Origin of the sequence: Ferrovibrio sp., assembly GCF_002796975.1 — a bacterium.
Lineage (GTDB): Bacteria > Pseudomonadota > Alphaproteobacteria > Ferrovibrionales > Ferrovibrionaceae > Ferrovibrio.
Genome location: NZ_PEKV01000009.1, coordinates 64,458 through 78,992, shown reverse-complemented (window position 1 = coordinate 78,992; position 14,535 = coordinate 64,458). Strand labels below are relative to the sequence as shown.

Below are 14,535 nucleotides of genomic sequence, written 5' to 3'. Positions count from 1 at the left end.
CAAGTGAGAGTCAGTCCTGCTTCTTCTTGCGCAGACTGGCTCGCAGCGGCCGGCCCTGCGCGATCGCCTTGAGCATGCCGCGGAAGGTGTGCACTTCCTGGCTCGCCAGCGGCACACGCTGCAGGGCCGAGCGCAGGTTGCGCAAAATCGCGCCGCGCTTGGGTTCGACATTGTGGAAGAAGGCCGACTGGTTGAGTTCCTCCACCAGATGCTCAAACAGCCCCTGCAGTTCCTCCTGGCTGGCGAAACCACCGCGCACCGTGTCGAGCCGGCTCGGCGCAGTGTCGTCCGTCGCCGTGAACCATTCATAGCCGAGCAGCAGCACGGCCTGCGCCAGATTGAGCGAGGAGAAGCCCGGATTGAGCGGCACAGTGATGCCCACATGCGCCAGCGCGACATCCTCGTTGTCGAGCCCGGTACGTTCCGGCCCAAACAGAATCCCGACGCGATGACCATCGGCAGCTTCGGCGCGCATGCGGGCGGCGGCTTCGCGCGGCGTGACGACTTCCTTCATCATATCGCGCAGCCGCGCCGTGGTGGCATAGACGCGATGCAGATCGGCGACGGCCTCGGCCGTGGAACTGAACACGCTGACCGCATCCAGCACCGGATCGGCCTTGCTCGCCAGCACATAGGCGGCCGGATTGGGCCAGCCGTCGCGCGGATTGACCAGGCGCAGCTCGGTGATGCCGCAATTCAGCATGGCGCGCGCCGCGGCGCCGATATTCTCGCCGAGCTGCGGCTGCACCAGCACGATCACCGGCCCGCGCCGCAGCGGGCCCGGCGGCGCGTATTTGCCCAGCTTCGGACGGTTGGTTCCGGTCATGCTGTTATTTCGAGGGCTGCGCCCCGTCGCGCAGCAGCTTCCACTGGATCGAATCCATCAGTGCCATGAAGGCGGCGTCGATGATGTTGGGCGAGACGCCGACGGTGAACCAGCGGTTCCCCTCCCCATCGGCAGACTCGATCATCACGCGCGTGGTGGCTTCGGTGCCGCCATTCAGGATACGGACCTTGAAGTCGACCAGGCGCAGGTCGTCGATATAGCTCTGGTAGCGGCCGAGATCCTTGCGGATCGCGTGATCCAGCGCGTTGACCGGGCCGTTGCCCTCGGCGACCGAGAATAGCGTCTGGCCGTCGACATCGAGTTTGACCGTGGCTTCCGAGATCGTCACCAGTTCAGCGCGCGCGTTGAAGCGGCGCTCGACCTGGACGCGGAAGCTGCGGATCCTGAAAAACTCCGGCATCTGGCCCAGTGCGCGGCGCGCCAGCACCTCGAAACTCGCCTCGGCGCCATCGTAGGAATAGCCTTCCGCCTCGCGCTGCTTCACGTCGTCGAGCAGCGCATTCAGCCGGCTGTCACTGGCATCGTATTGGATGCCGGCTTCGTTCAGGCGCACGAGAAGATTCGAGCGCCCGGCCTGGTCCGACATCAGGATATGGCGCTTGTTGCCGACGCTTTCCGGCGGCACATGCTCGTAGGTGCGCGGGTCTTTCATCACCGCAGAGACATGCAGCCCGCCCTTATGCGCAAAGGCTGCCGCGCCAACATAAGCGGCATGCCGGTTCGGCGCCCGGTTGAGCAGTTCGTCCAGCGTGCGCGAGGCCGCAGTGAGATGCGTCAGATCCTGTTCGCTCAGGCCCACGTCGACATTCTCGGCGAACCAGGGCTTGAGCATCAGCGAGGGGATCAGCGCGATGAGATTGGCATTGCCGCAGCGCTCGCCCAACCCGTTCAGCGTGCCCTGTACCTGGCGCACGCCGGCCTTCACGGCGGCCAGCGTATTGGCCACGGCATTTTCCGTGTCGTTATGGGTATGCACGCCGAGCCGCGCGCCGTCGCCGAGTTTCTGCACCACTTCGCCGACGATGCGCTCGACTTCCCAGGGCATGGTGCCGCCGTTGGTGTCGCAGAGCACGGCCCAGCGCGCGCCGGCATCCAGCGCGGCCTTCAGGCAGTCGAAGGCAAACTGGGGATTTTCCTTGTAGCCGTCGAAGAAATGCTCGGCGTCATACATCGCCTCGCCGAATTTCTTGTGCGCGGCGGCGATGCTGTCGGCGATCAGTTCGATATTCTCGTTGAGCGAAATGCCGAGCGCGACATCGACCTGATAGGCCGAACTTTTGCCGACCAGGCAGGCGGCGTCGGCGCTGGCATTCAGAATCTGGGCGAGGCCCGGATCGTTTTCCGCCGAGCGGCCCGGCCGTTTGGTCATGCCGAAGGCGACGAATTTGGCGCGCTTCAGCGCCGGCTTGGTCGAGAAGAATTCAGAGTCAGTCGGATTGGCGCCGGGCCAGCCGCCCTCGATATAGGCGACGCCAAGTTTATCCAGCGCCCTGGCAATGACGCGCTTGTCCTCGACCGAGAAATCGACACCCTGGGTCTGGGCGCCGTCCCGCAGTGTCGTGTCGAAGAGATAAACGCGATCCTTGGCCATCGTCCTATTTTCCAGTCAAACGCTTCACGGCACGGTCGCGGCCGATCAGCGGCAGCAGCGCCGCCATTTCAGGCCCCTTGTCGCGCCCGGTCAAGGCCAGCCGCAGCGGATGGAACAGCGCCTTGCCTTTTGCGCCGGTTTTCGCGGTCACCGCCTGGGTGACAGCCTTCCAGGTCGTGGCATCCCAGGGCTCGGGCGGCAAAGCCTCGACGGCGGCAGCCAGCACGGCGGGGTCTTCGATCACCGGGGCGAGATCGGTGGACACGACAGCCCACCAGTCGGCCGCTTCGGACAGGCGCCCGATATTGCCACGGATGGCGAGCCAGAAAGCTTCGGTGGCACCATGCGGCAGGCGCTCGCGCACGGCGGCGAAATCGGTGGCATGCAGCAGTTTGGCATTCAGCAGATCGAGATCATGCGGATCGAGCCGGGCGGCGGCGCGACTGAAGCGCGCGAGATCGAAGCCGGCGATCAATGTCTGCAACTCTGTCAGCGCCTCGACCGGATCGGCCGAGCCCAGACGCGCCAGCAGCGAGTTCAGCGCCATCGGCTCGACGCCCTGCTCGCGCAGGTCAGACAACGATAGCGAACCCAGCCGCTTCGACAGCCCGCCGCCGTCGGCATCCAGCAGCAGCGAGAAATGTCCGAAGGTCGGAACAGCGTAGCCGAGCGCCTCGAAGAGCTGGATTTGTGCCGCCGTGTTGGTGAGGTGATCCTCGCCGCGGATCACATGGCTGATCTTGAGGTCGCCATCATCGACCACGGAGGACAGCGTATAGAGCGGATAACCGTCCGACCGCACCAGCACCGGATCGCTGAGCGAGGCCATGTCGATCTCGACGTGGCCATGGATGATATCGTCCCAGGCGGTGGTGCCGTGATTGAGCCGGAAACGCCAGTGCGGCTGGCGGCCCTCACCTTCCAGCTTCACACGGTCTTCCGCTGTCAGCTTCAGCGCGGCGCGGTCATAGACCGGCGGCTTTTTCTGGCTGAGCTGGATCTTGCGGCGCAGCTGCAGTTCTTCCGAGGTTTCGTAGCAGGGATAGAGGCGGCCGGATGCTTTCAGCTTCTCCGTCGCCTCGGCGTAGAGCGGAAAGCGATCCGACTGTCTGGCAAACCGGTCCCAGTCGAGCCCGAGCCAGCGCAGATCGGCCTCGATGCCCCTGGCGAATTCCTCGTTGGAACGCGCAGTGTCGGTGTCATCCAGCCGCAGCAGGAAGCTGCCGCCATTCTTGCGCGCGAACAGCCAGTTCAGCAGCGCGCCGCGCGCATTGCCGACATGCAGCCGGCCCGTCGGGCTCGGCGCGAACCTTACCGAGATGTCAGTCATTTCGACTGATCCCGAAAGGCGTTGGTAATGGGATAGCGACGGTCGCGGCCGAAATTGCGCGGCGTCAGCTTCACGCCCGGCGGCGCCTGGCGGCGCTTGTATTCGGCGATGTAGAGCAGATGCTGGATGCGGCGCACGACATCCTCGGGCTGGCCGGCCGCCACGATCTCGCGCACCGGCATTTCCTTTTCCACCAGCATTTCCAGGATGGCGTCGAGCTGCTCGTAGGGCGGCAGGCTGTCCTGGTCGGTTTGGTTGTCGCGCAGCTCGGCGGTCGGCGCACGTTCGATGATCGCAGGCGGAATCACCACGCCTTCGGGGCCGAGACTTTCCAGCGGGCGATTCTCGTTGCGCCAGTGCGACAGCGCATAGACCGTCATCTTGTAGACGTCTTTCAGCACACTGTAGCCGCCGCACATATCGCCATAGAGCGTGGCATAACCGACCGACATTTCCGACTTGTTGCCGGTGGTCAACACCATATGGCCGAACTTGTTGCTGAGCGCCATCAGCGTGACGCCACGGATACGCGACTGCAGGTTCTCTTCGGTGATATCGGGCTTCTTGTCCTTGAACGCCGGCGCGAGCATAGCTTCAAACGCCTCGTAAGCCGGCTCGATCGGAATGGTCTCGTAGGGCACGCCCAGCGCTCTGGCGCAGTCGGCGGCGTCGTCCAGGCTGCGCTGCGAGGTGTATTTCGACGGCAGCATCACGCAGCGCACGCGATTCGGCCCCAGCGCATCGACGGCGACAGCGGCCGAGAGCGCAGAGTCGATACCGCCCGACAGGCCGAGCACCACGCCGGGGAATTTGTTGCGGTTCACATAGTCGCGCAGGCCGACCACCATGGCCTGGTAAATACTGGACAGATTATCGAGCGGCTGTTCGATCTTGCCCTTGGCGCAGACCCAGCCGTCGCCCTCGCGCTGCCATTCGGTGATGGTGAGGTCGTCGAGGAAATCGGGCTGGCGCACCGGCAGGCTGTGATCGGCGTTCAGCACGAAGCCGCCGCCATCGAAGACCAGTTCGTCCTGACCGCCGGTGCGGTTGACATAGAGCAACGGCAGGCCGGTTTCGACCACGCGGGTGATGCCGAGCGGCAGGCGCTGGTCCCACTTGTTCGCCTCATACGGCGAGCCATTCGGCACGATCAGGATTTCGGCGCCGGTCTCGGCCAGGCATTCGGCCACATCGGCCTGCCACATGTCTTCGCAGATCATCACGCCAAGGCGCACGCCGCGAAACACCATCGGGCCGGGCAGCGGGCCCACGGCGAAATGCCGCTTCTCGTCGAACACGCCGTAGTTCGGCAGTTCGTGCTTGTGGCGCACGGCGACGACCTCGCCGCCATCCAGCAGCAGCACGGAATTATAAAGCAGCCCCTTCTCGCGCCAGGGCGAGGTGACCAGCAGGGCAGGACCGCCATCGGCCGTCTGCGCCGCCAGGTCCCGCACGGCGGCCTCGCAGGCCTCCTGCACCGAAGGGCGCAGCACCAGGTCTTCCGGCGGATAGCCGATCATCATCAGTTCGGGATAGACCACCAGGTCGGCGCCCTCGGCCACGGCTTTGGCGCGAGACTCCTCGACCAGCCGGCGATTGCCGGCAATGTCGCCCACGGCCGGATTGACCTGGGCCATGGCGATGCGGAGGCGATCTGCGGGAGGGGCGGCTGACATCGGAGTTAGAACAGGTTATTGGCCGGTAAGTTGCTTTAGGGTTCGATACTTACCCTTACGGCAGGCTTATCTCAAGCGAGCCGCCAGTCTACAGTGACCACCAAGGATTTAGATAGTCCAGACGGGACATAGGGAGGCTCAGATGGCCGGGAAAAATACTCAAGTTCTGATGAAACAGCACCCTAAGGGGGCGGTGACCGAGCAGGATTTCGAGATCGTCCAGCGCGACATGCCGAAGCCCGGCCCCGACCAGGTGCTGGTGCGCAATGTCTACCTGTCGCTCGACCCCTATATGCGCGGCCGTATGGACGCCGTGCGCTCTTACGCCGCGCATCTCAATCCCGGCGACATGATGGGCGGCGGCACGGTCGGCCAGGTGATCGAAAGCAATGTCGAGAAGCTGCCGGTCGGCACTTACGTGAACGGCATGCTGGGCTGGCAGGAATATGCCGTCGCCAAGGCCAACGAACTGCGCGTGCTCGATCCGAAAGTGGCGCCGATCTCGACCGCGCTGGGCGTGCTGGGCATGCCGGGCTGCACCGCGCACTACGGCCTGATGAGCATCGGCGAGCCGAAAGCCGGCGAAACCGTCGTCGTCTCGGCGGCCTCGGGCGCTGTCGGTGCCGTGGTCGGCCAGATCGCCAAGATCAAGGGCTGCCGCGTGGTCGGCATCGCCGGCGGCAAGGACAAGTGCGACTACGTGGTCAACGAACTCGGCTTCGATGCCTGCATCGATTACAAGGGTGGCGACATGCACGCTGCCTTCAAGGCTGCGACGCCGGATCGCGTGGATGTCTATTTCGAGAATGTCGGTGGCGACATCATGGAAATGGTGTTCGGCCGGCTGAACGCCTTCTCGCGCGTGGCCGTCTGCGGGCTGATCTCGGGCTATGACGGCAAGCCGCATGCCTTCACCGGCATGCGCCATATTCTCGTCAACCGTGCAAAGGTGCAGGGTTTCATCATCTCCGAGCATATGGGCTACTGGCCCGGCGCCATCGGCGAGATGGCCGGCTGGATCAAGGCCGGTAAGCTGAAATACAAGGAAGATATCGCCGAGGGCCTGACCAACGCGCCCAAGGCCTTCCTTGGCCTGCTGACCGGCAAAAATTTCGGCAAGCAACTGGTGCGCGTGAGCCCGGAAACGCTGTAACCTCCGTCCCAAGAGTTTCCAAAAAGCCCTTGGGAGGGGATCAGTATGTTGAATCGTCGCCAGTTTGCCGCCCTCACGGGCGGCACCGCCGCTGCTGCGTTGCTGCCGGAGTTTGCCTTCGCGCAAACCTGGACGCCGCCAAAGGGCGTCACCGTCGTGGTGCCCTATCCGGCCGGTGGCCCGACCGACAGCCTGGCCCGTCTGGTCAGCCAGGAAATCGCCGGCCCGCTCGGCCACACCGTGATCGTCGAGAATGTGCCGGGCGGTGCCGGCGCCATCGGTTCGCGCCGCGTGGCGCAGGGCCCGGCGGATGGCACGGTGCTGATCGCCACCACCAACCAGACCCACGCCACCAATATCTCGCTGCTGCCCGATGGCGGCGGCTATCACCCGGTGAAGGATTTCGCCCCGATCGCACTGCTGGCCGACCTGCAGCATGTCCTGGTGGTGAAGAACGATCTGCCGGTGAAAAACCTCGCCGAACTGATCGCGCTGGCCAAGAAAGATCCCGGCAAGATCAACTGCGGTTCGACCGGCCAGGGCTCGGCCTCGCATCTGACGCTGGAACTGTTCAAGTCGAAGGCCGGCGTGAACATGACGCATGTCGCCTACAAGGGCTCGGCACCGCTGCTGCAGGATCTGCTCGGCGGCCATGTCGATTGCAGCTTCGCGACCACGCCGACGGTGCTGGGCCAGGTCCAGGCCGGCAAGCTGCGTGCGATTGCGGTTGCCTCGCCCAAGCGTTCGCCGCATCTCCCTGAATTGCCCACGATTGCAGAAGCAGGCGTGAAGGGCGTGGAAGCCGATGCCTGGCTCGGCATGTTCGCACCCGCCGCCGTGCCGGCGGCGGCGCTGGCGCGCTATCGCGCACTTGTGCTCGACGTGATGAAGAAAGAGAGCGTGCGCGAAACCTTCTTCAAGCAGGGCATGGTGCCGAATGTGAAGAACGACAAGGAATTCGCCGCCTTCCTGGCGCAGGACATCAAGCGCTGGGCCGAGGTGATCAAGACCGCCAACGTGAAGGCAGAGTAAGACCAGTTCTCGTCATCCCCGCGAAAGCGGGGATCCAGTGGAAAGACTGGGTTCCCGCTTTCGCGGGAACGACGAATAGAACAAGTAATAAACGCCGCCGGGAGAAATTCGGCGGCGTTTTTCATGCGGCCAGGGGCTGCGCGTCAGCCGGGCCGCGCCTAGGATGAAGAAAACGTCCTGGAGAATCGCATGACCGCCTGGCCAGACCGTCGCATCCTCGATCTCTTCAATATCGAACTGCCCATCCTGCAGGCGCCGATGGCCGGCGCCAGCACGCCACAGATGGCGATTGCCGTCAGCGAGGCCGGCGGCCTCGGATCGCAGCCCTGCGCGATGCTGAACCTCGAGCAGACACGTGCGGCGCTCGATCTGATCCGGCAGGCCACGTCGAAACCGCTCAACGTCAATTTCTTTGTGCATCAGACCCCCCCGGCCGATGCCACCGAAGGACGAGTCTGGCGCGACCGGCTGGCGCCCTATTACGCCGAATGGGGCCTGACGACCGAGGTGCCGCCGCCGGTCGCCGGCCGTGCACCGTTCGACGAGACTTTCTGCCAGCTGATGGAAGAATACCGGCCGGAAGTGGTCAGCTTCCATTTCGGAATGCCCGAGCAGACGCTGCTGGACCGGGTGAAAGCCTTCGGCGCCAAGGTGATCGCCTCCGCCACCACGGTGGAGGAAGCCGTCTGGCTCGAACAGCGCGGTTGCGACGCCATCATCGCCATGGGGCTGGAGGCCGGTGGCCATCGCGGCAATTTCCTGTCGATGGACATGTCGCAGCAGGTCGGACTGTTTGCGCTGCTGCCGCAGGTGGTGGATGCCGTGAAAGTGCCGGTGATCGCGGCCGGCGGCATCAGCGATGCGCGCGGCATTGTCGCCGCCATGGCGCTGGGTGCTTCGGCGGTACAGATCGGCACGGCCTATCTGCTCAGCCCGGAAGCCACCATCACGCCCTGGCATCGCGCGGCGCTGAAGAATTCACCGAGCGATGCCACCGCCCTGACCAACCTTTTCACGGGTCGGCCGGCGCGCGGTATCATGAACCGCCTGATGCGCGAACAGGGTCCGCTCTCACCCGACGCGCCGCCCTTCCCCACCGCCGGCGCGACTCTCGCGCCGCTCAGAGCCAAGACGGAAGGTACGGGCAACAGCGATTTCAGCAATATGTGGTCAGGCCAGGCGGTGCGGCTGGCGCAGGAAATGCCGGCCGGCGAACTGACGCGGAAGCTGGCCGATGAGGCGCTGGCGAAACTGAAGCGTGGGTGATGGGTGCTGTAAACCCCTTACTCGTCGTTCCCGCGAAGGCGGGAACCCAGTCTTTCCAATGGATCCCCGCCTTCGCGGGGATGACGAAGTGTAGAACTTACCTGCGCAGCAGGAATTCGCGGCCGACCTTCACGCTCGGCGTACCGTCATAGGCGACGATATCGGCGGTGGCATAGGTTTCCACCCAGCTATCGGGCAGATACGAACCGGTGCCGACAATATCGATCGGTGCCGAGACGCTGGCCATCACCTTGCACTTGGCGGCATTGAAGCCCGAGGAGGCGACGATTTTCACGTTGAAGAAGCCGGCGCGGTCCAGCGTCGACCGCATGTGGTAGATGGCGGCGGCAGACACGCCGGTGCCGACCAGCCAGCGCAGCTCATGCTCGGTCCGATACTGACGGATCGCATTCGGCACATGGCGTTCCAGCACGGCATACGACGCCTGCGGATCGAGGCCCTCGATATAGCGACCGCCATGCGTATCCAGCCGTACCGCGAGACGGCCTTCATTGGCAGCCTCGGGGAAGCGGTTGCAGACCGCCAGCGCATCAGTGACTTCCTGGCCGTAATAGTCGACCAGCACGGTCATCTGCTCGCCGGGGAAGGTCTCGTCATAGAGTTCAGCGGCACGCAAGGTCGACCCGGCGTAGCCGATCAGGGCATGCGGCATGGTACCGAAGCCCTTCTCATTGCCGAAGTAATGCGCGGTGGCATCCGTGGCATTGCCGATGAAGCCGGCGGCGCCGACATCGCGTCGCGCCGCCTTGCCGCCGACCGAGGCCGCGTAGGCCATCAGCTCGGCCATCTCGGCGCCGGCGCAATGGCGCGCATCCATGGCAAGGAAGCGCACATTGGGCAGATCGCAGCACATCGAATAGGCGTTGTAGGCGGCGACGCAGGCCGCGCCCAGCTTCTGCAGATACAGGGTTTCGAGATCGACGATCTGCGACATCGGGCCGGTCAGATACAGCAGCGGCTCGCCGGCGCCGACCCAGGTACCCTCTTCATGCAGGAGTTCGATACTGAACTTCACGCCGCGCACGGCACCGACTTTCTCAAGCCACTCGACCATCAGCTGCGGGCAGAAGATCACCGGGCGGCGCATGAAGACGGCATAAGTCACCGTCTTGTCGCCGGTGCGGGCAACGATTTCCTTGGTCTTCTTGAAATAGGCGTCGGTATGCGCCGCGATCTGGCGTTCCAGCTCGGCCGCCTGGGCAGGCGGCACGAGCTTGGTCACAGCCGGTCCGGCCGGCTTGCTGTCAGGCTTGCGCTGCATGGCGCTGCGTTCCGCGGTTCATGCGTTCGAGCTTGAGCATCTCGGCAATCAGGAACGACAGCTCCAGCGCCTGCGAGGCATTGAGACGCGGATCGCAATGGGTGTGGTAGCGGCTGGACAGGTCGTCGTCGCCGATGGCCTGCGCGCCGCCCATGCATTCGGTGACATCCTGGCCGGTCAGTTCCAGGTGGATGCCGCCGGCATGTGTGCCTTCCGCCAGATGCACTTCAAAGAACTGCCGCACTTCCGAAAGAATCCGGTCGAACGGACGGGTCTTGAAGCCGGAGGTCGAGGTCAGCGTGTTGCCATGCATCGGGTCGCAGGACCAGATCACGCTGCGGCCTTCCTGCGCGACTTTACGCACCAGCGCCGGCAGATGCTTCTGCACCTTCTCATGCCCCATGCGGGCAATCAGGGTGAGACGGCCGGGCCTGTTCTGCGGATTGAGGATGTCGATCAGCTTGATCAGCTCATCCGGATCCGAAGTCGGGCCGCATTTCAGGCCGATGGGATTCAGCACGCCGCGCAGGAATTCGACATGCGCGCCATCGAGCTGGCGGGTGCGGTCGCCGATCCACAGCATATGCGCCGAGGTATCGACCCACTCGCCCGAGGTGGAATCCACGCGGGTCATCGCCTGCTCGTAACCGAGCAGCAAAGCCTCGTGGCTGGTGTAGAAATCAACGGTGCGCATTTCCGGCGTGCGCTCCGGCGTGATGCCGCAGGCTTCCATGAAATCGAGCGTTTCGGTGATGCGCGCCGCCACATCCTGCCAGCGTTCGGCTTCCGGGCTCTTGGCGACGAAGCCGAGATTCCAGCCGTGCACGCGATGCAGATCGGCATAACCGCCGCTTGCGAAGGCGCGCAGCAGGTTCAGCGTCGCGGCGGCCTGGCTGTAGGCCTGCAACTGGCGCGCCGGATCGGGGATACGGTTGGCCGCATCGAAATCCATGCCGTTGATGATGTCGCCGCGATAGCTCGGCAGCTCGATGTCGCCGCGCTTCTCGATATCCGACGAGCGCGGCTTGGCGAACTGGCCTGCGAGGCGCCCGACTTTCACCACCGGCAGCGAGGCACCGAAGGTAAGCACGACGGCCATCTGCAGCAGCACGCGGAAAGTGTCGCGGATATTGTTGGCGCTGAATTCGGCAAAGCTCTCGGCGCAGTCGCCGCCCTGCAGCAGGAAGGCGCGGCCCTCGGCCACCTTGGCCAGCGACGCAGTGAGGTTGCGCGCCTCGCCGGCGAAGACCAGCGGCGGGTAGTTCGACAGCTTCTCTTCGGTGGCAGCCAGCACGGCAGCGTCCGGATATTCCGGAACCTGCTTGACCGGCTTGCTGCGCCAGCTATCGGGCGACCATTTGCGCGCACTCATCGTCTTGTCCTAACTGCTTGTAGACTTACAGGTTTTAAGGATTTCCAGATAATAGGTCGTGCGCCGCAGCATTTCCAGCCGCGACTCCAGGAGAGGCCGGATTGCCCGCCGGCCATCCCGAAAAGCCCAATCCGGCCCGTATTTTGGCCAGATTTTCTTCAGATACTAAAGATCTTGCCCGGATTCATCAGGTTGTCCGGATCGAGCGCCTTCTTGATAGCCCGCATCACCGCGACCGCCTCGCCATGCTCGGCGGTCAGGTATTTCATCTTGCCGCGGCCGATGCCGTGCTCGCCGGTGCAGGTGCCCTCCATGCGCAGCGCCCGATGCACCAGGCGTTCGCTGAAAGCTTCCACGATCTCGACTTCCTGCGGGTTGCTGCGGTCGACCACCACCGACAGATGGAAGTTGCCATCGCCGACATGGCCCACGAGCGGCGCGGTCAGCCCGGTCTTCACCACGTCATCCTTGGTCTCCAGGATGCATTCGGTCAGACGCGAGATCGGCACGCAGACGTCGGTGGCCATGATTTCGCAGCCCTTGCGCAAAGCCTTGCAGGCATAGGCGGCGGCGTGGCGCGCTTCCCACATCTTGGCGCGGTCTTCCGCCTTGGTCGCCCATTTGAAGCCATTGCCGCCATGCTCGCTGGCAATGGTCTGCACCATCTCGGCCTGTTCGGCGACGCCGGCTTCCGAGCCGTGGAATTCCAGCATCAGCATATTCTGCACCGGCAGATCCAGCTTGGAATATTTGTTGATCGCATCGGCCTGCACTTCATCGAGCAGTTCGATACGTGCCACCGGGATGCCGGCCTGGATCGTCTGGATCACGCAATTCACCGCGCCTTCCAGCGTGGCGAAGGAACAGGTGGCCGCCGCCATGGCTTCGGGAATGCCGTAGAGCTTCACGGTGATCTCGGTGATGATGCCGAGCGTGCCTTCGGAGCCGATGTAAAGCCGCGTCAGGTCGTAGCCTGCCGCCGACTTCTTGGCGCGCTTGGAGGTGCGGATCACGCGGCCATCGGCTGTCACCACCGTCAGCGCCAGCACGTTTTCGCGCATGGTGCCGTAGCGCACGGCGTTGGTGCCGCTGGCGCGGGTCGAGACCATGCCGCCAATCGAGGCATCGGCGCCCGGGTCGATCGGGAAGAACAGCCCGGTGTCGCGCAGGTATTCGTTCAGCTGCTTGCGGCGCACGCCCGGCTGCACGACGACATCAAGGTCTTCGGCATTCACCTGCAGGACGCGGTTCATCTGCATCAGGTCGATGCTGACGCCGCCCTGCACGGCGGTGACATGCCCTTCCAGCGAGGTGCCGGCACCATAAGGGATGATCGGCAGGCCGTGGGCGGCGCAGATCTTCACGACCTCGGCCACTTCCTCGGTGCTGTGCGGGAAGACCACCGCATCGGGCGGCGACGGCATGGCCCAGCTTTCATCGCGGCCATGTTGGTCGCGCACCGCCTGGGCGGCGCTGAACCGGTCGCCCAGCAGCTGCTTGAGGGCATCGAGCGCAGCCTGGGTGGCGGCGGGGGTCAAGCGGGGCTGGGCGGCAGCGACGGGGGCCATGGCGTTTCTCTCCTGAAGATACCCCTAGAGGTAACGCTTTGGCGCAGCCCAGGCAATGCAGGTAAACTTGGTAAAACACACCCCAATAGTGGCAGCGGCATGCTGCATTGCAGGGCCCGCAGGGGTGGCCTGCCCTGCCCGCTTACGCTATGTAGCGGGCATGTCTGCCGACCCCTTCGACCTGTCTGGATTCGAGCCGGAAAACCTGCCTGCTCTGAACGATCCTGCCGCCGCGGCCGCGCTGCCGGCGCCCGACTGGCTTGTCCGGCTGAACGAGGCGCAGGGCGAGGCCGTCAACCATCTGGAAGGCCCGCTTCTGGTGCTGGCCGGCGCCGGCACCGGCAAGACCCGTGTGCTGGTCTCGCGGTTGGCGCATATCCTGTACCGGCGCCTCGCCTGGCCGAGCCAGATCCTGGCCGTCACCTTCACCAACAAGGCGGCCCGCGAAATGCGCGAGCGCGTCGAGAAGCTGGTCGGCAATGCGGTCGAGGGGCTGTGGCTCGGCACCTTCCACGGTATCTGCAACCGCATCCTGCGCCGCCATGCCGAACTGGTCGGTCTGAAACCCAATTTCACCATCCTGGACGACGACGACCAGTTGCGCCTGATCAAGCAGCTGATCGAAGCCGAGGGCCTGGACGAGAAGCAGCTGCCGCCGCGCCTGCTGAAAGGTCAGTTCGACCGCTGGAAGGATCGCGGCCTGAAGCCGGGCAAGACGCCCGAGAGCGAGTCCGGTTTCGCCGAGGGCAAGGGTCCGCATCTCTATCGCCTGTATTGCNNCAGAAATACCAGCATCAGTTCCGCTATATCCTGGTGGATGAATACCAGGACACCAACGTGGCGCAGTATCTGTGGCTGCGGTTGCTGGCGCAGAAGCACAAGAACATCTGCTGCGTCGGCGATGACGACCAGTCGATCTACGGCTGGCGCGGCGCCGAGGTGGGCAACATCCTGCGTTTCGAAACCGATTTCCCCGGCGCGAAGATCGTGCGGCTGGAGCGCAATTATCGCTCGACGCCGCATATCCTCGGCGCGGCGTCCGGCCTGATCGCGCATAACGAAAGCCGGCTGGGCAAGACGCTGTGGACCGACCTGAACGAGGGCGACAAGGTCATCGTGCAGGGCGTGTGGGACGGCGACGAAGAAGCCCGCATGGTGGGCGACGAGATCGAAGCGCTGGAACGCGAGAAGGTGTCGCTGAACCAGATGGCCATTCTGGTGCGCGCCGGCCACCAGACCCGCGCCTTCGAAGAACGCTTCCTCACCATCGGCGTGAAATACCGCGTGGTCGGCGGCCTGCGGTTCTATGAGCGCCGCGAAATCCGCGATGCCATCGCCTATTTCCGCGTGCTGATGCAGCCCGACGACGATCTGGCCTTCGAGCGCATCGTCAACACGCCCAAACGCGGCCTGGGCGA

10 protein-coding genes and 1 pseudogene are annotated in these 14,535 nt (G+C 64.4%); 4 read left to right on the top strand and 7 right to left on the bottom strand.

The annotated features are described in order from the left end of the window. Window positions 1–10: 10 nt before the first annotated feature. Genes CTR53_RS11040 through CTR53_RS11025 form a run of 4 tightly spaced genes read right to left on the bottom strand, consistent with a single transcriptional unit; the run spans window position 11 to window position 5,444 of the window. Complete coding sequence (locus tag CTR53_RS11040) at window positions 11–826, bottom strand: RNA methyltransferase (protein WP_290812880.1); 816 nt, start codon at window positions 824–826, stop codon at window positions 11–13. A 4-nt stretch (window positions 827–830) separates the two neighbouring features. Beyond that, the gene (gene cimA, locus CTR53_RS11035) at window positions 831–2,438 is read right to left on the bottom strand and encodes a citramalate synthase (protein WP_290812877.1); all 1,608 of its coding nucleotides are present in this window, start codon (window positions 2,436–2,438) and stop codon (window positions 831–833) included. Window positions 2,439–2,442: 4 nt separating this feature from the next. Continuing rightward, window positions 2,443–3,768, bottom strand: coding sequence for a glutamate--tRNA ligase (gene gltX / locus CTR53_RS11030; RefSeq protein ID WP_290812874.1), 1,326 nt, complete (start codon window positions 3,766–3,768; stop codon window positions 2,443–2,445). Further along, window positions 3,765–5,444 (bottom strand): NAD+ synthase, encoded by a 1,680-nt coding sequence (locus CTR53_RS11025; protein WP_290812871.1) that lies wholly within the window; start codon window positions 5,442–5,444, stop codon window positions 3,765–3,767. Before CTR53_RS11025 ends, gltX begins: the two co-directional genes overlap by 4 nt. A 169-nt stretch (window positions 5,445–5,613) precedes the next feature. Here CTR53_RS11025 and CTR53_RS11020 point away from each other — a divergent pair, with 169 nt between their 5' ends. From CTR53_RS11020 to CTR53_RS11010, 3 genes are all read left to right on the top strand, one after another. Further along, entirely contained in the window at window positions 5,614–6,597 is a 984-nt protein-coding gene (locus CTR53_RS11020) for an NADP-dependent oxidoreductase (protein WP_290812868.1), read from the top strand. Between the two features lie 45 nt (window positions 6,598–6,642). After that, the gene (locus tag CTR53_RS11015; RefSeq protein WP_290812865.1) at window positions 6,643–7,629 is read left to right on the top strand and encodes a tripartite tricarboxylate transporter substrate binding protein; all 987 of its coding nucleotides are present in this window, start codon (window positions 6,643–6,645) and stop codon (window positions 7,627–7,629) included. Between the two features lie 189 nt (window positions 7,630–7,818). Continuing rightward, window positions 7,819–8,895: a nitronate monooxygenase gene (locus CTR53_RS11010; RefSeq protein ID WP_290812863.1), complete on the top strand. Its 1,077-nt coding sequence runs from the start codon at window positions 7,819–7,821 to the stop codon at window positions 8,893–8,895. 97 nt (window positions 8,896–8,992) lie between these two features. On the opposite strand, the gene CTR53_RS11005 is transcribed toward CTR53_RS11010, so the two are convergent. The 3 genes from CTR53_RS11005 to CTR53_RS10995 all read right to left on the bottom strand — a co-directional run bounded on the left by CTR53_RS11005 (window position 8,993) and on the right by CTR53_RS10995 (window position 13,117). Beyond that, window positions 8,993–10,177 carry a nicotinate phosphoribosyltransferase gene (locus CTR53_RS11005; protein WP_290812860.1) on the bottom strand — a complete coding sequence of 395 codons (1,185 nt, stop codon included), beginning with the start codon at window positions 10,175–10,177 and terminating at the stop codon, window positions 8,993–8,995. Beyond that, on the bottom strand, window positions 10,161–11,549 hold the full coding sequence (locus CTR53_RS11000) for a class II 3-deoxy-7-phosphoheptulonate synthase (protein ID WP_290812857.1): 1,389 nt from the start codon (window positions 11,547–11,549) through the stop codon (window positions 10,161–10,163). Before CTR53_RS11000 ends, CTR53_RS11005 begins: the two co-directional genes overlap by 17 nt. Before the next feature lie 158 nt (window positions 11,550–11,707). Then, window positions 11,708–13,117 (bottom strand): FAD-linked oxidase C-terminal domain-containing protein, encoded by a 1,410-nt coding sequence (locus CTR53_RS10995; RefSeq protein ID WP_290812854.1) that lies wholly within the window; start codon window positions 13,115–13,117, stop codon window positions 11,708–11,710. 160 nt (window positions 13,118–13,277) lie between these two features. On the opposite strand from CTR53_RS10995, the pseudogene CTR53_RS10990 reads away from it, so the two are divergent. Further along, window positions 13,278–14,535: pseudogene (locus tag CTR53_RS10990) on the top strand (ATP-dependent helicase); the annotation flags it as partial.